This window comes from Paraburkholderia jirisanensis (assembly GCF_054782355.1).
In genome coordinates, this window is sequence record NZ_BAAGSQ010000009.1 from 103,517 (window position 1) to 121,626 (window position 18,110).

Below are 18,110 nucleotides of genomic sequence, written 5' to 3' on the forward strand. Positions count from 1 at the left end.
CGTACCTGTTTGCGAGGTCGCTGAACCCGATGTCCGATTCCGTTTCGATGCACCGCACGCGTTCCACGGCGCAAACCGCCGGCATGCTGGGTAACCCAGATCATCCCGGCGCCCATGACACCGCCGCCGCCGCGTTGCAGCCCTACCGGCGGCTCACGCGGCGACGTGCGCTGTGGCTCGCCGCCGTCGCGCTGCTGATCGTCGGCTCGGTGCTGTTCGACTTGCGCTCCGGGCCCTCCGGCCTGCCGCTCGCCACGCTGCTGCACACGCTGTTCGATCGCGCGGCGGCCGACCCTGCGGCGAGTGTGATCGTCTGGCAGATCCGTCTGCCGTACGCGGTGATGGCGGTGCTGGTGGGCGGCGCGCTCGGCCTGTCGGGCGCCGAGATGCAGACCATCCTCAACAACCCGCTGGCAAGCCCGTACACGCTTGGCGTCTCCGCGGCTGCGGCGTTCGGCGCGTCGCTCGCGATCGTGCTCGACATCACGCTGCCCGGGATCGCGCAGAGCTGGATCGTGTCGGCCAATGCGTTCCTGTTCGCACTGTTCTCCGCGCTGCTGCTCGACGGCGTCGCACGCTGGCGCGGCATGAACACGTCCGGTGTGGTGCTGTTCGGCATCGCGCTAGTGTTCGCGTTTCACGCGCTGGTCTCGCTGACGCAGTTCGTCGCTTCTGCCGATGCGCTGCAAGGCCTGATCTTCTGGACGCTCGGTTCGCTCGCACGCGCCGACTGGCCGAAGATCGGCGTGCTCGCGGTGGCGCTCGCACTCGCGTTGCCGCTGGCGCTGCGCAATGCGTGGAAGCTCACCGCGCTGCGTCTGGGCGAAGACCGCGCCGCGAGCTTCGGCATCGACGTGCGCCGCATCCGGCTGATGACGCTGCTGCGCGTGTCGGTGCTGTCGGCACTCGCGGTGTCGTTCGTCGGCACGATCGGCTTTGTCGGGCTGATCGCGCCGCATATCGCGCGCACGCTGTTCGGCGAAGACCATCGCTTCTACTTGCCGGGCAGCATGCTGGTCGGCGCGCTGATGTTGTCGCTGGCGTCGATTGCGTCGAAGCTGCTGGTGCCGGGCGTGCTGATTCCGGTGGGCATCGTCACGGCGCTGGTCGGCATTCCGCTGTTTCTCGGCATCGTCGTGCGCACCCAGGGAGTCTCGTCATGAAGGGGCTGTCGATTCACCAGTTGAGCGTGCGCTACGGCAAGCGGCTGGTGCTGCATTCGCTGTGCGCGGGGCCGTTGCCGCGCGCACAGATCACCGCGCTGCTCGGGCCGAACGGCAGCGGCAAGTCGACGCTGCTGCGCGCGCTCGCGGGGCTGACGCGTGCGCAGGATGGATCGCTCGCGCTGGATGGCGAGCCGCTTGGCTTATCGGCGGCGGCGGCGCGTTCGCATAGCGTCGTGTATCTGCCGCAGGCGCTGCCGGCCGGCGTGCGGCTGCAGGTGCTCGAATCGGTGCTGGTGGCGTGCCGCGCGACGCGCGGTGCGTTCGGCCTGCGCGACGCGCACGGCGGCGATCTGGCGCGCGCGAGTGCGGTGCTCGAGCGGCTCGGCATCGGCGCGCTCGCGGCGCGCTCGCTCGACGAGTTGTCGGGCGGGCAGCGGCAACTGGTCGGCATTGCGCAGGCGCTGGTGCGCGAGCCGCAGGTGTTGCTGCTCGACGAGCCGCTGTCAGCGCTCGATCTGAACCACCAGTTTCATGTGATGTCGGTGCTGCGCGACATTACGCGCGAACGCGATATCGCCACGGTCGTGGTGCTGCACGACATCAACGCTGCGCTGCGCGCGTGCGATCAGGCGATGCTGCTGGATGGCGGGCGCATCGTCGGTTTCGGGCCGGCGGCGCAGGTGATTACCAGCGACAGCCTTGCGCGCGTGTTTGGGGTCGCGGCGCGCATCGAGCAATGCTCGCGTGGGCAGTATCAGGTGCTGATCGACGGCCTGGCGGATAGAGGTGAAACGGCTGTGCAGATGCCGCCGTCGCAGTCCGATGGCGACAGCGGCAACGGCGCTGCAGGCGAACCCGACGACGCGCTGCCGCGCGTCATCAGTCTCGCCGAACGCCGCAGCGGCCATCGTGAGGCTGCTGTGCGCGCGGAACGTGCGAGTTAGCGGTAGACAGGCGCGTCAGGCAGACCAGGCGTTGTTGGGCGGTGCGATCGCTTCCGTATAGCCACGGCACCCGCGAAGCTCAGGCGTTAGCGTCATGCGCGCGCGGCATAAAAGCCTGGTCTCGCCGGACGCTACCGCGGCCGCCATGCAGCCGCAGCGCGCGCGACTCGCACGCTAGCGGCTGCAACACGCGTCGCATCGCGTTGCAAAAACTCACTCTGCCCAAGCGCCACCGCGCTGATCGTGCGGCCGCTACGCGTGCAAAACGCGCCCGTCGGCCCTAGCCGAGCGCGTCGCGCAGACTCTCCAGAAACCGCAGATATGCTGTCGCGCCCGGATCGGGATGCCCGATGCTGCGCTCCTGCACCCACGCCGCGCGTCCCTTCTGCGACTGCAGCGGCGCGGTCGCGTCGATCTGCTCCTGCGCTTTCACAATCATCGCCGCCAGCGACGCCTGCGCATCACCTTGCGACGCTTCAAGCACATCGAGACTCGGCAGCAGCGCATCGAGCACGGTCTTGTCGCCGAGCTTGCTCTTGCCGCGCTCGACGATGCGTGCCGCCACCGCGCGGCCGATCGCGAGCGCCTCGTCCTTGCCGAGCGTGTCTTTGCCCACCATCGTCTTGGCCGCCGCCAGCAGACCGCCGCCGACCAGCGCCGCGAACGTCGACGGATTGGCCGTCGAAAACGCCTTGCCCGCGGCCAGCAGCAACTCGTTCAACGACGCTTGCGCCGGCAGCGCCGCCCACGCCGCCACCACCGCTTTCGCGCCAGCTTGCACGGTAATGCCGAGATCGCCGTCGCCGAGCGCGGCATCGAGGTCGCGCAATTCGTCTGCGTGCGCGGGCAAGGCCTCGAGCGCGCGGCTCACCGTGCCGCGCATTTCGTTGCTGGAAACGCTCATGCAAATCTCCTCGTCAGGCCAGCAGCCAGTCACGGAAGAACGGCGAGCGCGCCGGCGCGGCCAGCAGTCCTTCGAGTTCGTCGTCGACCAGCATCACCGTGATCGATGCACCGGCCATTTCGAGGCTCGTCACATATTCGCCGACGTACGAGCGCGCAATCGTGAGCCCGGCGCCCTTGATCGCGGACGCCGCGCGCCGGTACAGCAGATACAGCTCTTCGAGCGGCGTCGCACCGAGACCGTTGACCAGCACCGCAACCCGCGAGCCTTGCGGCGCCTTCAGATCGCGCAGAATCTCGCTGGTCAGGCGGTCGGCGATCGCATCGGCGCTTTCCAGCGCGCCGCGATGCGTGCCCGGTTCGCCGTGAATGCCGATGCCGATTTCCATCTGCCCTTCCGGCAACTCGAAAGTCGGCTTGCCCGCGGCCGGCAGAATGGTCGGCGACAAACCGACGCCCATCGTGCGGCACTGGTTGTTCGCTTTCGCGGTGATGCGCGCGACTTCCTCCAGCGAGTCGCCGCGCTCGGCCGATGCGCCCGCGCACTTGAACGCGAACACCATGCCCGCCACACCGCGCCGGTCGGCCGCGCGCTCGGCTGGCGCCGATGCGACGTCGTCGGTCAACAACACGGTCTTGATGTCGATGCCTTCAGGTTCGGCAAGATCGGCGGCCAGATCGAAATTGAACACGTCGCCGCCGTAATTGCCGTACACGTACAGCACGCCCGCGCCACCGTTCACCGCCTTGGTCGCTTCGAAAATCTGCTCGGCCGAAGGAGACGAAAACACGTTGCCCACCGCGACGCCGCTGCACAGCCCCTGCCCCACGTAGCCGAGAAAACCCGGCAAGTGCCCTGAACCGCCGCCCGTCACGATACCGACCTGCCCCGCTTTCGGCGCATCGGCGCGCACCAGCGCGCGACGGTCCGCAGTGGCGGCCTTGATCCAGCCTGGATGCGCTTCGAACAGCGAGTCGATCACTTCGTCGACGAATTGGTCGGGCTGATTGATGATCTTTTTCACGCGTTTCTCCTGGGATGTTCAGTCTGAAAAGGTCAGTTCTTGCGCCGCTGGCTAAGCGCGTCGAGCAGCACGGCGGCGAAGATCACGCCGCCCTGGATGAACTGGGTCCAGAAAGGATTGACGCCGAGCAGCGACAGGCCGACGTTGATCACGCCGATCAGCACGACGCCGATAAAGGTGCCGATAATCGAGCCGCGTCCGCCGGCGAGCGATGTTCCGCCGATCACGACGCCGGCGATCACCTGCAATTCGAGGCCGTTGGCCGCGGACGGTAGCGCCGAATTCAACCGCCCCGCCAGTACGATGCCGGCAATCGCCGCGGTCACGCCGGCCAGCGTGTAAGTGAGGAAGATCACGCGCCCGACCGGAATCCCGGCCAGACGTGCGGCCTCCTTGTTGCCGCCGACCGCGAACACCTGATGGCCGAAGGTCGTCTTGCGCAACAGCACATGGCCGATCACGAATACCACCAGCATCACGATCATCGGAGTGGGCAAGCCGCCCAGCGTTTTCGCGCCGAACGCGGTGAAGGTGTTGGGAAAATCGAACTTGGTGCGGCCGTCCGAAATCGCCAGCGTGAGACCACGGGCCATCGCCAGCATCGCCAGCGTGACGATGAACGGCACGAGGCGCAGCCACGACACCGCAAAGCCGTTCAGCGCGCCGACCGCCGCGCCCACCGCCAGCGCGATACCGAGGCCGGCGAGGCCGAGGCCGATATTGTCGGGCGTCGAGCCCGCCATCAGCGTAGCCGCCACCATGCCGCTCAATGCGACCAGCGAGCCGACCGACAGATCGATGCCCGACGTGATGATCACAAAGGTGCTGCCCACCGCCGCAATGCCGACCACCGACACCTGCACCATGATGTTGGTCAGCGTGCTGGTGGTCAGAAATTCCGGCGACGCGAACGACAGCACCACGCAGATAATCACCAATGCCGCGACCAGCGGCCCGATGCCGCTGCGCAATTGCCGGATCACGCGGCTCGAGCGCGCTTCGGCATCCGTCTCTTTTGCTGCCGTCGAATTCATGCTCCCACTCCTGTCGTCGCCCATTGGATTACCGTCTCCGAATCGGCCTTGTCGCGCGGCAGTTCGGTGACGATCCTGCCGCGATACATCACGAGTACGCGATCGGACATGCCGAGCAGTTCCGGCAGTTCCGAACTCACCATCAATACCGCTGCGCCCGCGCGCGCCATCGCCACCATATGCGCGTAGATCTCGGTCTTCGCGCCGACGTCGATGCCGCGCGTCGGTTCGTCGAGCATGATTACGACGGGTTCGGTGGCCGTCGCGCGGCCGAGAATCACTTTCTGCTGGTTGCCGCCAGACAGATTGCCTGTGATCGACAACACCGACGGCGCACGCACCGCGAAACGCGCACTCGCCTGCTGCGCGAGCTTGCGTTTCCTCGCACCGCTGACGAAGCCGCCGGTCGCGAGCGCCTTCAGGCTCGACAACGCGACGTTCTCTTCGATGTTCGCGCCGAGCACGAGGCCTTCGAGCTTGCGGTCTTCGGCGGTGTAGACGAGACCGGCCGCCACGCCGGCGGCCGGCGAATGAATCGATACCTTGTGGCCGCGCACGAAGATTTCGCCTTCGCTCACCTTGTTGGCGCCGAAGATCGCCTTCAACAGTTCGGTGCGGCCGGCGCCTGCAATGCCTGCAATCCCGACGATTTCACCCGCTCGTACGCTGAAGCTCGCGCGCCGCACCATCGGCGGGCTCGCGAGTTCGCGCACTTCGAGCACGACCGGGCCGTATTCGCGCGGCTCCCACGGATAGAACGAATCGAGATTGCGCGCGACCATCGCCTGCACGAGGTCCTGCTCGGTCCACTGCGACATCGGCCGCGCGTCGACGGTCGCGCCGTCGCGCATCACCACCGCCGAATCGGCCAGTTCGAACACCTCTTCGAGGTGGTGCGAGATAAAGATGATGCCCATGCCCGCCTCGCGCAGCCGCCGCACCACGCCATACAGATTCGCGATGTCGTCGTGCTGCAGCGCGGCGGTCGGCTCGTCCATCACGAGGATGCGTGCGTCGCGAGCGAGCGCTTTCGCGACTTCCACCAGTTGCCGTTTGTTGAGTGGCAAGTCGCCGAGGCGCATCGACGGCGACACGTTGTCGAGGCCGACCTGCGCCAGCGCTTCGCGGGTCCGCTGTTCGGCCGCGCGCCGGTTCACGAAGCCGCGCTGCGCCGGCATGCGGCCGAGAAACAGGTTCTCGGCCACCGTCATGTCGTTGACCAGCGACAGCTCCTGGTAAATCACCGCGACGCCTGCGTCGATCGCGGCATGCGTGCCGCGCGCGAGCGGCACGCCGTTGATCTCGATGGCGCCCTCATCGGGTTCGTACGCGCCGGACAGCGTCTTGATCAACGACGATTTGCCCGCGCCGTTCTCGCCGACGATCGCCATCACATGGCCCGCGTGCAGCGTGAGGCTCACGCCGCGCAGCGCCTTCACGCCCGGAAAGCTCTTGACGATGCCTTCCATGTGCAACAGCGGCGGCGCGCCGCCTGGGCTTGCGGCAACCCGTGCGTCGGGTTGGTACTGCGTACTCGTTTGCAGATTCATGAATGAGTCCGTCCTGCGTTGAATGGCGTGCGCGGCGCGCGGCGTGCGTGTGCGGTTTGTTCGCTACGCTGCAGCCGCGCGGCGCACGCCGGCTGCCGGATGCCTGTGTGCGGCCCTGTCAGCTCACTGAGTGGCTTGAGAGGCTCGCTTACTGGCTCACTTCCAGCGACCACAAGCCGTACTTCTTCACCTCGTCGGAATCGATGTTCGCCTTGTCGATCAACAGCGTCGGCCATGCGTAGTTAGCGGGCACCTCCTTCTTCGCATTGCTGTCCGCGATGAACGACAGCGCCTTCGCCGCCATCTGGATCGGGTTCTGCGAGATCGTCGCGTCCTGCTTGCCCGCGCGGATCGCAGAGAGCGCCTGCGCGGTGCCGTCCGCGCCGATCACCATGATGTGTTCCTTGTCGCCGAGCGGCTTGTAGCGGCCTGCGTTGTCGATCGCCTTTTCGGCGCCGACCGTGTTGTCGTCGTTCGCGCCGAACACCGCGTCGATCTGCGGGAATTTCTGCAGGATGTTGGTCATCGCGTTCAGCGATTTCTCCTGGTCGAACGCTCCTTCCTGACGCGCCACCACCTTGATGTCCGGGTACTTCGCGATCTCGTCGCTAAAGCCCTTCTCGCGGTCGGTGGCGGCGGTCGTGCCGACCAGCCCGATCAGATCGACCACGTTGCCCTTCGGCGAGCCATAGCGGGCCTTCAGCTGGTCGGCGATCCACTTCGCACCGGTGGCGCCAAGCGCGACGTTGTCCGACGCGACGAACGACGTGACCTTGCCGCCGTCCGAGCCGCGGTCGAGCGTGAACACCGGGATGCCCATCTGGTTGGCCTTCTCGACAGCCGGGATTATCGCCTTCGAATCGATCGGGTTCAGCACCAGCGCGGTGATGCCCTGGCTCAGCAGATTGTTCGCATCGTTGACCTGCTGCTGCGCGTCGCCGTTGGCGTTGGTCTGCACCAGCTCGAAGCCCTGCTCTTTCGAGCCCTTCTCGACGCCGAGCTTCAGGCCGACGAAGAACGCGTTGTTCAGCGTCGACACCGAGAAGCCGATCTTCGGCTTGCCGCCGTTGCCGGCGGCGGGTGCCGCTGCGGGTGCCGAGGCCGGTGCATTGGCCATCGCCGCTGCACTTGCGCTCGCGTCGCTGGCAGCCGTGCTGCCCGACGACGATTCGTTCTTCGAGCAACCGCTCAACGCAGCGGCCGCGCATAGCAGCAACGTGGCGCCAGTCGATGCGCCGCGCGTGGTCCATCGATCGAATCTTGCTGTGTTCCAGGCCATGAGTGTCTCCAGTCGTTCAAGTTATATGCGCCGTGCCGGCCGTTTCCGATGCGGCGGATGAGCCAGGCAATACTGCGGCAACGAGGAACTGCGGCAAACGGGGACTGCAAACTGCGAACTGCGTTTCAGATGCGAGGTGCGGGTTGTGCGTGCAACGGTGCGGCGTGGGTGCTGGTTCGGTTGCTTCTGCTGCTTCAGTTGCTCCGGTGTTGCTTTGGTTGTGTGGGTGGCGCGGCATGCATGCGCGTCACGATTTCTGTGAGCCGCTGCTGCGCGGGCCATAGTTGCTGAACTGCCTGACCACTGCAGCGATTTCGTCGTCCGACAGCAGCGGCGGCGTGCCGAGCTGGCTGGCGAGCAGATACTGCTTTGCGAGTATTTCCACTTCGTTGGCGAGCCACAGTGCCCGGGCGAGATCGCGGCCCAGCGCGAGCACGCCGTGATGCGCAAGCAGGCATGCAGTGCGGTCCTGCAAGGCAGTGAGAGCGTGATCCGAGAGCGCCTGGCTGCCGAAAATCGCATACGGCGCGCAACGGATCGAATTGCCGCCCGCCGCGGCCACCATGTAGTGATGCGCCGGAATATCCCTGCTGTGAATCGCGATTGCGGTGGCCGCGCACGAATGCGTGTGCACGACTGCATCGATGTCGCGGCGCGCCTGCAGGATGTCGCGATGAATGCGCCATTCGGTCGACGGACGGCGCGCCTCGAAGAGCGGATCGTCAGCGGCGATGTCGAGCGGCAGCCAGACGATCGCGTCCGCGGTCAGCGCGGCAGCGGGTACGCCGCTCGGCGTGATCAGCATGCCTTCGCCGCAGCGCGCACTGACGTTGCCGGACGTGCCCTGGTTGATGCCGAGACGCTCCATCTCGCAAGCGGTGTGGACGATTGCGGCGCGCAATGCGGGCTCGTGGCGGTCGGGCTCGCGGCTGTCCGGTGCGGTGCTGCGGGCTGGATCGCGCACGCCGCTGACCGCGCTCGTGTCGCCTGCACCGCGGACGCCGGCAGCGCGGCTGGTGCCGCTCATGCCGCGGCTCCGAATAGCGCCGCAAGGTTTGTATCGAACGGCGTGCGCACGATGCCGCGCTCGGTGATGTAGCCGGTCACCAGGTCGTGCGGCGTGACGTCGAATGCCGGATTGCGCACCTTGATGCCGTGCGGCGCCATGCGGCGGCCGCCGTGATGCGTCACCTCGTCTTCGCGGCGTTCCTCGATCACGATGTTGCGGCCGTCCGGCGTCTGGAAATCGAGTGTGGAAGACGGGCACGCCACGTAGAACGGCAAGCCGAAATGACGGGCCGCAATCGCGACCGAAAGCGTGCCGATCTTGTTCGCGAAGTCGCCGTTCGCCGCGACGCGGTCGGTGCCGACGATCACCACGTCCACCAGCCGTTGCGCCATCAACGACGCCGCCATGCTGTCGGTGATCAGCGTCACGTCGACGCCGGCCTGCTGCAGTTCGTATGCAGTCAGGCGCGCGCCTTGCAGCAGCGGCCGCGTCTCGTCGGCATACACGCGAAATGCAATGCCCTGACGATGCGCCGCATAGATCGGCGCAGTTGCCGTGCCGAGACCGGTGGTAGCTAGCGCGCCCGCGTTGCAGTGCGTCAGCACGCCGCTGCCGGCCTTGATCAGCGGCAGGCCATGCTGGCCGATCTGCTCGCACAGCTGCTGGTCTTCGTGGTGGGTTCGCTGCGCTTCGTCGACCAGCACGCGATAGAGCGCGGCGCTGTCGGTAGCCGCTGCACGGTCGGCGGCGCGCAACATGCGCTTCAGGCTCCAGCTCAGGTTCACGGCGGTCGGCCGCGCGGTGTCCAGATACGCGGCCTGCTCCTTTAGCGCGGCGACAAACCCGTCGAGCGGCAAATGCCGGGATGCCTGCATCGCGACGCATAGACCGTATGCCGCCGCTACACCGATCGCCGGCGCGCCGCGCACGCGCAGCTCGTGAATCGCGCGCCATACTTCGTGTGCGGTGGTGAGCGTTTCGATCAGCGTTTGCGCAGGCAAGCGGGTCTGATCGATGATCCGCAAAGAGTCGTCCTCCCACGCGAGCGTGGCCGGTAGATTCTGGAAAGGCGACGGCGAAACCATGCGTGCTCCGAAGCTGGATTGAAACGTTGAACAAGTGCTTGTGCTGCGTGTTCGTGTTGCTGTGTTGTGCTGCCTTTGCTGCCTTTGCTGCCTGCGCCGGGTAGTGCCTTTACGCCTGCGCCGGATACGCGAGCTGGATTTCGCGCGCCATCGCAATCACTTCGTCGATGCTGCGCAGCGCCGGCCGTTCGAGCAGCAAACGCTCCGCGCAGCGCAGTGCGCGCACCTCGACGGTGGCACGCAGCTGCTCGTCGGCGATGCTCGTGACATCGGCCACTTTCGCCATGCCGACGATGCGCCGGATCATCTTGCAGCCGGCAAACCCGAGCGACTCCGCGAACAGCCGTTGCAGGAAGCGCGCGCGAAACGCCTCGGCGCACAGGCCACTGCGATCGTCACCGATAAAGTGGCTTTTGCTGCGGCTATCGTGCTCGCGCCACAGCGCAAGAAACTTGTTCGAGAAGCCGTTCCAGATATCGACGGCCTGTGCAAGCAGCCAGTCGCGATAAGGTCTGTCGCCAAGGCCTTCATGACGGTCGTGCCAGTCGCGCGAGTAAAACGCGAGCAGCAGGTTCGCAAGCACCGCGCCGACGTCGAACGCCATCGGGCCGTAGAACGCGAACTCCGGATCGATCACATACGTCTCGGTCTGATTGACCATGATCGAGCCGGTATGCAAATCGCCGTGCAACAGCGACTCCGCATCGTTCATGAAGGCCCATTTCATTTCCGCGACCGCCACGCGCAATGCCGGCGACTTGCGCAGCCGCTCGATCTCGGCGCGCGGAAACGCGGCGCTATACGCATTGGACGGGTGATCTTCGAATGGATAGGTAAAAACAAGGTCTTCGGTAATCTTGCAGAGTTCGCTGTTGACCGCCGCGCTCACCGCCTGCTTCTTCACGTCGGGCGCGAGGTACAGATCGGAGCCGAAAAACAGCGTATGCGCGAGATACGTCGATAGATGGTCGGCGAGCTTCGGATAGACGATGCCGTCCATCAGCCCCTGCCGCAAGATGCGATGCGACGACAGACGCTGCATTACCATCAGGAACAGTTCGTTGTCCGCGTGATAGACACGCGGCACATGCTGCGGACACAGCGCGCCGAAGCGGCGCAACGCAGCCACTTCGCGCTCCATGCGGTGGCGCGTCAACGGCCAGGTCTTGCCGACCAGCCGCAGAAACGGCGGCGCCTGCTTGACCACCACGCTCTTTTCCGGCGTCTTCGCGTTGCTCGCGAAGTACACGAAGTTCAGATTGCCGTCGCCCACTTCGGCAATGTCGAGTTCGCCGGGCTCGTTCAGCAACGCGTACACACACGGCACGCTGCGCAAATACGCCGCCAGCTCCGCAGAACTCAGTGCTTCGAATTCCATGTCTGTCTCCTCCGCGGTCGAGCGGCTTATCCGCCTTTTTTACCGCCTGCCTGCTGCCTTTTTGCTGCCTGCCTACCGCTCGCCTGATACGCACCTGACGCGCTTTCGACACAACCTACCGCCGCTTGCGAACCAGGTCGAACTTGAAGATGCTGGTGTTGTAGTAGTCGTTGCTGTAGCAAAGCGGTTCTCCGCTTTGATCGAAATCCACTTCGTCCAGCAGCAGAAACAGGCCGAAGCCGTCGCCCAGTTCGGGCAGATCGCGCGGCGTCAGGATGGTCGGCTGGATCGATGTGTGCGTGTGCGAAAGACGGCGCCCGGTGCGCGCAAACATCGCGAACAGCGATTCGCCGAGTTCGCCGCCGGCTGCATCGAAGACGGGCTTGGGCACCGTATCGATACAGTACGCGGCGATCGCGTCGTCCGCACAGCGTACGCGCTCGATGCGCACGCACGGCGCGCCGACGTCGATATGCAGCTTGCCGGCGAGGCTTTCCGAAGCGCTGATCTGCTCGACCTGGATCCGGCAGGTGGACGGCACCGCGCCGACGCTGCGAATCATGTCGGTGACAGACATCAGATCATCGAGCCCGCCCTGCAGTTTCAGCGATATTTGTCTGACGAAGGTGCCGCGCCCTTGCACACGCGACAACAGGCCATGCGAGATCATCTGCGCGACCGCTTCGCGAAGACTCGAACGGCCCACGCCCAATAGCTCGCAGAGGTCCATTTCGGTGGGAATCTGGTCGCCCGGCTTGAGCGCGCGCTCGCGGATCATCGTCATCAGCGATTCCTGGATCTTCTCGCTCATCGAGTGTTCGACGGAGAGCCGCATGGAGGTATCGTAAGAGTCGCAACCCAGAAAATATACATCAGACATCTGATGTTTCTGCCGGTGTTTACCCGAGGCAAGCGGATTGTTAACCGTGGGTTAAACCGGTTTTGAATCGCGCATGCGCGATGCAAGGGCCTGCGTGCCTATGATGACGGGCCGAAGCCGGCACCAGGCCAGCACCCTTCGCCTGCATGGAACAAGCCCATCATCGGAGACATCTTGAGTTCGAATTCCCGTCTGTTGCAGCTGGATCCTTCCGCATCGCTGCGCGCGCCCGGCCGGCGCGATTTTCTGAAAGTCGCGGGCGCCGCCGCGGCGTTGGGCGTCGTCACACACGCGAGCCCGGGCCACGCCGCCGAAACGCCCGCGCATCCCGATGCGTTCGTGAAGATCGATATGAGCCAGATCAAGGCGCTGACCTTCGACATGCAAGGGTCGCTGCTCGACTTCTACTCGACCATCGTCGACGAAGGCGAGCAGTTCACCAGGGCGCGCGGCATCAGCGCGGACTGGACGAAGATCTCCGACCAGTGGCGCAGCGAGTATCGCAAGCAGCTGGACCAGGTGATTGCCGGCACGATTACGTGGCGCTCGACCGACCGGATCTATCGCGATTCGCTCGATAACCTGCTCGCCACCTATAGCTGGGGCAATACGCTATCTGCCGCCGATCGCGATCAGATCAGTTCGCTGTGGTCCAAACTCAGGGCATGGGACGATACGCGGCCGGGGCTCGAGCGGATGAGGAAGAAGTTCACGCTATCGACGCTGTCGAACGGCAGCATGGCCTCGGTGGTCAACATCGTCAAACAGGACAAGTTGCCGTTCGATTGCATCCTGACGGCGGAGCTCGTGAAGTCGTCGAAACCGGACCCGAAGGTCTATGCGCTTGCAGCAAATTCGTTGAACCTGCAACCGCAGCAGATCATGATGGTCGCTTGCCACAAGTACGATCTGGCTGCGGCGAAGAAATTCGGCTTCAATGTTGCGTTCATTCCGCGGCCGCTCGAGTTCGGGCCGGGCGGCAAGACCGATACGTCGCGGGAAGATTACTTCGATGCGATGGCGCCGAACCTGGTGGATCTGGCCAAGGTGTTGGGAGCTTGAGGTCGGAAGACTGCGTTTGACGCGTGCGCGGCCTGCACATTCTTTCTTCGCCTATGCTGCTATATTCACGCCGCTCATTGAGGTGCGGGTGAGCTCGCATGAATGTTCAAGGAGGAATTGCGATGCTGCAGGCCATTCATCATCTGCACGTTCGCGCACACGCGCGTGGACTGGTCGACATCACGATGCAGATTCGCGAATTCGTCGCGGAACAGGCTATCGAAATGGGCTTGCTGACGGTGTTCTGCCGGCATACGTCCGCTTCGCTGCTGATTCAGGAAAATGCCGATCCTTCAGTGCGCAGGGATATCGAGCGTTACTTTGCGACGCTCGCGCCGGAGGATGCGCATCGCTATGAGCACGATACCGAAGGGCTCGACGATATGCCCGCGCATTTGCGCACGGCGCTGACGCAGGTGCAGTTATCGGTGCCGGTGGAGGAAGGACAGATGGTGCTCGGTACGTGGCAAGGTATTTACCTGTTCGAGCACCGTAGGGATACGCAGACGCGCGACATCGTGCTGCATCTGATCGGCACGTGAGGCATTGCCGATGCGCGCTTCCGGCGTCATTCCTGCTGGATATGCTTCAACTCTTCGCGCGCCATCCGTTCGATTTCGTTTAGCGTGAAATTGTTGACGTTCATGCTCGCTTCGAAATGGATCTGCACGTTGACGGATTCGCCTTCGGCGTTCTGAAGCTCCGCGAACATCGTGTTCGGGTGCGCGTTGCGGTTGATCGTGATGGCGGTGAGCTTGAGGGTCATCTGGGCCTCCTGTGGTGTGTGCGCCGTTGATTGAGATTACTCGATCGACACGATGTGCAATCCCCGTGGCGATACTAACCCGGGATACCGCGTCCCGTTTCGACGCGACGCGGATTTCGGGAAAGTATCATATTGTGATTGAAGTGCACACCGCGATGGTGCTATTGCTTCAACGGAAGGTCTACGATCGAATCGCTCAACTGGGCAGCCCGCCGATTGTTAAGTTCGGCAACACAGGCAAGGCGTTTTATTTCGTGGGAATTGCCGGCGGCACCACCGGTCAGCGAGGTGGCGAAGTCACACTGAGACTGGCGATATTTGACAAAATCCTGCTGCGACGCGGCCAACCTGGCTTTCGCCAAGCCGACGTATTTTGGATCTTCATCCCACCGCGAAAGCGCGTTGGCTACCACGTTCTCCGCGTTTTTTAGTGCCTTTTGACTTTCTGCCGCTTTGTTCGCGAGACAATCATGCATTCCTGCTTCCGGGTAAGCGCTACACTCCTCCCTCAACGCGCGCTCGTCCAATACGAACTTGCTGGTGGCGGCTTGCAGGGATAGCGGCGACAAGAGTAGCAGTACAACGATATTCGTTATTGTTCGCATAGCGCCGCCTTGCCGTTACGAACCAGGTTCAACGCGTAGTCAAGCTTCTTCGCGTAGTTAGGATCGCCGCCCCCGTTGTATCGCTGCGCTATCGATACGGTGGACACGGTCCGCCAGCCGGTGATAACAAAGGCAACAGATGCTTTTTGCAACTTCAACGTTTGCCCTGGTCGCAAAACACTTGCCGCTGGATTCAATCGCCTCAATACGTCGGGCGTGCTTCCGTTGGCCTTCGCTATTTTTTCGAAACTATCTCCGGGTTTTACGTTAACCTCATAGACCTTGACGTCAGCGTCGGGCACCGTGCGATAGTCAAAGAAGGCCATGCGCATCAGCAGGTAACCCACTCCTGCCTGGATGTTGTGAGTGGGAATAGTGCGGACAGATCCAGTTGTCAGCCGCCCTTTCCAGAGTGACGGCAAGATCAGGTCTCCGCCCTCTTTCCCTGAAAGAAACGATGTAACGCCTGGATCGCCGGGCACCCCTATTTGCATGGGTTTGCGCTTCCACTCACGACTGTCTGCGCCTGTCTCAACCCACAACATCGCCTTGATATATTGCCAGTTCAAAGGGCTATAGCCAGCGGTGCCGGCCAGATGCCGGTTGTATTCATTGACAATGGTCCGAATCTCGCAATCCCACGCGTTCCATCTGGCGTCCTCCGGCGCCTCACTCAATCCGTCCTGCCATTTCTCGAATGCTGTTTTCGGCGGTGACTGAACCGGCATGTCTAACCTCTTTTAAATGACCTGCCGTATTGTCACCACGCTGGCGCGATGGAATCAACTATCAAATTGAATCAACAATGCCGCTCGCATATTCTTGATAGCTCTTAATTCAAGTAGATGTGTCGAGGCTTACGCTATCAGCTCATACGACCCCGTAGCGATAAAAGCCTCTTCACTGCGATGGCGCGGTATCACGCGCCATGCTGTCGCAAGACATCCTCGCAAGCCACCGGATCGATCCACCACGGAAACAACGTCGACGGATCGTCGAAGCCGTTCGCGATTAGTCCCGCCAGCGACGCACTATGCGCCGCCGCTCCGAGCACGAGCGGAATATGCGGCGGCGGCGCGGACAACAGCGAATGGGTCCACTGCGTGACATCGCGCCCGGCGTTCTGCCAAAACCGTTCGAATGTCGCGCTCATCCATTCCGCCGTGAACGGCTGCGTGCCGTGCCGCACGATCTCGTCGAAGTAGATCTGGCTGCATTTGACCGCCGTGTTAGCGCCCTGCCCGGTAATCGGGTCGTTGCGCAACACCGCGTCTCCCATGCCGAGCACGACGCGCCCGGACGGCAGCATGCCGACCGGCTTGCATACCGCAGGCGTCACCGCGCCCTTCAAAATGCCTTTCGAGTCGGTCAGTGCCAGCGTTTTGCAGCCCGCCAGCTCCCACGGCGCGAACTTGCGCAGCACCTCGAGTGTTCTTTGCAGATGCTGCTGCGCCGATACCACGTCCTGCCAGCAATCCATCGGCCCAGCGGGTACGCCTTCCAGCACGACGATATGACACGGCCCGCTGTGCGTGATCGCCGGCATCACGAACAGCTCGCCAATGCCGGGAATCAGATTGAAGCTCACGCCCTCGGCAGATTCTTCGGCCCGCAGGCCGTGTACGTAGGTCATCGCGAGCGCGCGTTGCGGTCTGTCGAAGATCGAGCGCTCGGCGTCGCGCTCGAACAGGCGGTTCAGTTCAGCCTGCCGGCCGGTCGCGACCAGCACGAGATCGTGCGATGCTGCCAGGCTTTCGAGGGTTGCGATGTCGGCCACTTCGCAGCGGATCTCAGCGCCCTTTTCTTCCGCAAGGTCGAGCCATGATGCCAGCTTCAGACGCTGGTCCACCGACATCGCGGCGCTTGCCAGTTCGCCGCGCCAGCTTGTCATCTTGCTGCTGGGAGACGCGCCGTCGGACATTGCAAACGAAATGCCGGTGATCGGCGGGCAGCGATCGTCCCATTGAGATGCGGCGACCTCGTGCTCCAGTTTCAATGCGGTTCCGAACAGGCACTGGCTCGACATCACGTAACCGCTTTCGATGTCTTCCGCGCTGCGCTCGGTGATCAGTGTGACCGCGTGTCCCTGACCAAGCAGGGATAGCGTCATCTGCAGGCCGGCCTGGCCCGCACCGACGATTGCGATGCGGCGAGGATGGGCTGTTGCTGCTGCATGCTCGTGCGAGTGTGGCTGAGTGATCGGTTCGCTCATATCGGCTTTTCTGGAGGCGGCCCGTTCGTGCGCTTGCAGGCAGATGTGCAAGTGGCGCTGACGGACACGGTTGACAAAGACGGTTGGTCGTACGCTGCGCGCGATCGTCGCGGATTGACTCGAAGCTACGAGCGGCTCGAGTTCGCTGCGTCGAAACGGCTCGCCGCTGATGTGCTCACGCGTGCGGCTCGACAGCCGAGTGTGCCGTATCTCGGGCTACCGCGATGCGGATGACGCGAAGAAGACAAACCTTTCACGAAACCTGGGCGGGCCAGGCGTGGTGCGGTGCGGCCTCGCGCTGCGACGAACGGAGCGCTGAACGAAGTGCATGCCTCGCGCCGCCCGGAGCAAGGCGGACAGGCTATTTGATCGGCTGTCTACTCGTCCGTTTAGCCACCGCCATCCGGCATATGGGCAGGCGCGGAAGAGTTTGCTATAATTCGCGTCCCCAGCGGAGAGATGGATGAGCGGTTTAAGTCGCACGCCTGGAAAGCGTGTATAGGTTAATAGCCTATCCGGGGTTCGAATCCCCGTCTCTCCGCCAGTACATATAAGGCTCCGCAACGCGGGGCCTTTCTCTTTTCGGTTACCTGTTGGGTTACCCCCAAGGAATCGAAGCCTCCGCAAAGTCCGGCGCGGCTCACCGACCGATGAGCGTCAGCAGAGCCGTGCATCGCGTCGAACGTCAGGCCGCAGGCGGATAAAGTTTTATTTTCTCTGCCAGACGTTCGGCCAGCACCCCGTGCGCTTCACCGAGTTCGGCAAGAATGAGCGCTGCTTCTCTGCGATACCCGCTGACCTTGTCTTGCGACCAATGCGCCGGTGGCGCCGCGAGATTCACGATACGGTCTGCCATCTTGACGCACCAGATCGCTGTGGGCTGCTGGCGAATACGCGCGAGACTATCCGCCATGGCTTCGGCTTTCGGCAGTGCCGGGTCTTTAGAAAGCGCACCAACCCCTCGCGCAACAGCCTCGCCGAATCTGGCACAAAGCGTGTCGTACGAAACGCCCTGGTCTTCCTGCGTGTCGTGCAACGCAGCGCACTTTATCGCCAGATCGATGTTGTCGACCGGCCACACGGAGTGGGCCGCAAACAGCTCCATCACGACAGCGCCTACGTGATAGATGTACGGCAAGTTCGACCCGGGCACTTTCTGTTCGACATGCATCGATGCGGCGAATCGCCATGCATCGATCCATCCATCAGGAT

17 protein-coding genes, 1 tRNA gene and 1 pseudogene are annotated in these 18,110 nt (G+C 63.6%); 5 read left to right on the top strand and 14 right to left on the bottom strand.

Annotated elements, in window-relative coordinates; translation table 11 throughout:
- Positions 1-83: 83 nt before the first annotated feature.
- Positions 84-1,163, top strand: coding sequence for a FecCD family ABC transporter permease (locus ACYVNQ_RS06370; RefSeq protein WP_460901663.1), 1,080 nt, complete (start codon positions 84-86; stop codon positions 1,161-1,163).
- Positions 1,160-1,945 (top strand): annotated as a pseudogene (locus ACYVNQ_RS06375) (ABC transporter ATP-binding protein); the annotation flags it as partial. The gene ACYVNQ_RS06370 and the pseudogene ACYVNQ_RS06375, both read left to right, overlap by 4 nt.
- A 445-nt stretch (positions 1,946-2,390) precedes the next feature.
- Here ACYVNQ_RS06375 and ACYVNQ_RS06380 read toward each other — a convergent pair.
- The 9 genes from ACYVNQ_RS06380 to ACYVNQ_RS06420 form a co-directional block, all read right to left on the bottom strand.
- Positions 2,391-3,014, bottom strand: a complete 624-nt coding sequence (locus tag ACYVNQ_RS06380; protein WP_460901545.1) for a DAK2 domain-containing protein — start codon at positions 3,012-3,014, stop codon at positions 2,391-2,393.
- 13 nt (positions 3,015-3,027) lie between these two features.
- Positions 3,028-4,038 carry a dihydroxyacetone kinase subunit DhaK gene (locus ACYVNQ_RS06385; protein WP_460901547.1) on the bottom strand — a complete coding sequence of 337 codons (1,011 nt, stop codon included), beginning with the start codon at positions 4,036-4,038 and terminating at the stop codon, positions 3,028-3,030.
- Positions 4,039-4,070: 32 nt separating this feature from the next.
- Positions 4,071-5,072 carry an ABC transporter permease gene (locus ACYVNQ_RS06390; protein ID WP_460901549.1) on the bottom strand — a complete coding sequence of 334 codons (1,002 nt, stop codon included), beginning with the start codon at positions 5,070-5,072 and terminating at the stop codon, positions 4,071-4,073.
- Positions 5,069-6,622, bottom strand: coding sequence for a sugar ABC transporter ATP-binding protein (locus ACYVNQ_RS06395; protein WP_460901551.1), 1,554 nt, complete (start codon positions 6,620-6,622; stop codon positions 5,069-5,071). Before ACYVNQ_RS06395 ends, ACYVNQ_RS06390 begins: the two co-directional genes overlap by 4 nt.
- Before the next feature lie 148 nt (positions 6,623-6,770).
- On the bottom strand, positions 6,771-7,901 hold the full coding sequence (locus ACYVNQ_RS06400) for a sugar ABC transporter substrate-binding protein (RefSeq protein ID WP_460901553.1): 1,131 nt from the start codon (positions 7,899-7,901) through the stop codon (positions 6,771-6,773).
- A gap of 247 nt (positions 7,902-8,148) precedes the next feature.
- A complete protein-coding gene (locus tag ACYVNQ_RS06405) occupies positions 8,149-8,928 on the bottom strand; it encodes a class II aldolase/adducin family protein (protein WP_460901555.1) in 780 nt (259 codons plus the stop codon).
- A complete protein-coding gene (mtnA, locus tag ACYVNQ_RS06410; RefSeq protein WP_460901557.1) occupies positions 8,925-9,995 on the bottom strand; it encodes an S-methyl-5-thioribose-1-phosphate isomerase in 1,071 nt (356 codons plus the stop codon). Before mtnA ends, ACYVNQ_RS06405 begins: the two co-directional genes overlap by 4 nt.
- A 109-nt stretch (positions 9,996-10,104) precedes the next feature.
- On the bottom strand, positions 10,105-11,373 hold the full coding sequence (gene mtnK / locus ACYVNQ_RS06415; RefSeq protein ID WP_460901559.1) for an S-methyl-5-thioribose kinase: 1,269 nt from the start codon (positions 11,371-11,373) through the stop codon (positions 10,105-10,107).
- A 115-nt stretch (positions 11,374-11,488) separates the two neighbouring features.
- Positions 11,489-12,184 (bottom strand): GntR family transcriptional regulator, encoded by a 696-nt coding sequence (locus ACYVNQ_RS06420; protein ID WP_460901561.1) that lies wholly within the window; start codon positions 12,182-12,184, stop codon positions 11,489-11,491.
- A 243-nt stretch (positions 12,185-12,427) separates the two neighbouring features.
- Between ACYVNQ_RS06420 and ACYVNQ_RS06425 the strand changes: the two genes are divergently transcribed.
- On the top strand, positions 12,428-13,315 hold the full coding sequence (locus ACYVNQ_RS06425) for a haloacid dehalogenase type II (protein WP_460901563.1): 888 nt from the start codon (positions 12,428-12,430) through the stop codon (positions 13,313-13,315).
- A gap of 122 nt (positions 13,316-13,437) precedes the next feature.
- Complete coding sequence (locus tag ACYVNQ_RS06430; RefSeq protein ID WP_460901565.1) at positions 13,438-13,857, top strand: secondary thiamine-phosphate synthase enzyme YjbQ; 420 nt, start codon at positions 13,438-13,440, stop codon at positions 13,855-13,857.
- Positions 13,858-13,883: 26 nt separating this feature from the next.
- Here the strand turns inward: ACYVNQ_RS06430 and ACYVNQ_RS06435 are convergent, their stop codons facing one another.
- From ACYVNQ_RS06435 to ACYVNQ_RS06450, 4 genes are all read right to left on the bottom strand, one after another.
- On the bottom strand, positions 13,884-14,081 hold the full coding sequence (locus ACYVNQ_RS06435) for a hypothetical protein (RefSeq protein WP_460901567.1): 198 nt from the start codon (positions 14,079-14,081) through the stop codon (positions 13,884-13,886).
- 161 nt (positions 14,082-14,242) lie between these two features.
- Positions 14,243-14,686, bottom strand: a complete 444-nt coding sequence (locus tag ACYVNQ_RS06440) for a lysozyme inhibitor LprI family protein (protein WP_460901569.1) — start codon at positions 14,684-14,686, stop codon at positions 14,243-14,245.
- Entirely contained in the window at positions 14,674-15,414 is a 741-nt protein-coding gene (locus ACYVNQ_RS06445; protein ID WP_460901571.1) for a LysM peptidoglycan-binding domain-containing protein, read from the bottom strand. Before ACYVNQ_RS06445 ends, ACYVNQ_RS06440 begins: the two co-directional genes overlap by 13 nt.
- Before the next feature lie 191 nt (positions 15,415-15,605).
- Positions 15,606-16,898, bottom strand: a complete 1,293-nt coding sequence (locus ACYVNQ_RS06450) for a styrene monooxygenase/indole monooxygenase family protein (RefSeq protein ID WP_460901573.1) — start codon at positions 16,896-16,898, stop codon at positions 15,606-15,608.
- Positions 16,899-17,351: 453 nt separating this feature from the next.
- Here ACYVNQ_RS06450 and ACYVNQ_RS06455 point away from each other — a divergent pair.
- A tRNA-Ser gene (locus tag ACYVNQ_RS06455) sits at positions 17,352-17,442 on the top strand.
- Between the two features lie 141 nt (positions 17,443-17,583).
- On the opposite strand, the gene ACYVNQ_RS06460 is transcribed toward ACYVNQ_RS06455, so the two are convergent.
- On the bottom strand, positions 17,584-18,006 hold the full coding sequence (locus ACYVNQ_RS06460; protein WP_460901575.1) for a bifunctional (p)ppGpp synthetase/guanosine-3',5'-bis(diphosphate) 3'-pyrophosphohydrolase: 423 nt from the start codon (positions 18,004-18,006) through the stop codon (positions 17,584-17,586).
- Positions 18,007-18,110 lie beyond the last annotated feature (104 nt).

Bases quoted from the DNA above. Each gene is read 5' to 3' on its own strand.
- ACYVNQ_RS06370 (WP_460901663.1), top strand. From the start codon at position 84: ATGCTGGGTAACCCAGATCATCCCGGCGCCCATGACACCGCCGCCGCC.
- ACYVNQ_RS06380 (WP_460901545.1), bottom strand. From the start codon at position 3,014: ATGAGCGTTTCCAGCAACGAAATGCGCGGCACGGTGAGCCGCGCGCTC.
- ACYVNQ_RS06390 (WP_460901549.1), bottom strand. From the start codon at position 5,072: ATGAATTCGACGGCAGCAAAAGAGACGGATGCCGAAGCGCGCTCGAGC.
- ACYVNQ_RS06395 (WP_460901551.1), bottom strand. From the start codon at position 6,622: ATGAATCTGCAAACGAGTACGCAGTACCAACCCGACGCACGGGTTGCC.
- ACYVNQ_RS06400 (WP_460901553.1), bottom strand. From the start codon at position 7,901: ATGGCCTGGAACACAGCAAGATTCGATCGATGGACCACGCGCGGCGCA.
- ACYVNQ_RS06405 (WP_460901555.1), bottom strand. From the start codon at position 8,928: ATGAGCGGCACCAGCCGCGCTGCCGGCGTCCGCGGTGCAGGCGACACG.
- mtnA (WP_460901557.1), bottom strand. From the start codon at position 9,995: ATGGTTTCGCCGTCGCCTTTCCAGAATCTACCGGCCACGCTCGCGTGG.
- mtnK (WP_460901559.1), bottom strand. From the start codon at position 11,373: ATGGAATTCGAAGCACTGAGTTCTGCGGAGCTGGCGGCGTATTTGCGC.
- ACYVNQ_RS06420 (WP_460901561.1), bottom strand. From the start codon at position 12,184: ATGAGCGAGAAGATCCAGGAATCGCTGATGACGATGATCCGCGAGCGC.
- ACYVNQ_RS06430 (WP_460901565.1), top strand. From the start codon at position 13,438: ATGCTGCAGGCCATTCATCATCTGCACGTTCGCGCACACGCGCGTGGA.
- ACYVNQ_RS06435 (WP_460901567.1), bottom strand. From the start codon at position 14,081: ATGACCCTCAAGCTCACCGCCATCACGATCAACCGCAACGCGCACCCG.
- ACYVNQ_RS06440 (WP_460901569.1), bottom strand. From the start codon at position 14,686: ATGCGAACAATAACGAATATCGTTGTACTGCTACTCTTGTCGCCGCTA.
- ACYVNQ_RS06445 (WP_460901571.1), bottom strand. From the start codon at position 15,414: ATGCCGGTTCAGTCACCGCCGAAAACAGCATTCGAGAAATGGCAGGAC.
- ACYVNQ_RS06450 (WP_460901573.1), bottom strand. From the start codon at position 16,898: ATGAGCGAACCGATCACTCAGCCACACTCGCACGAGCATGCAGCAGCA.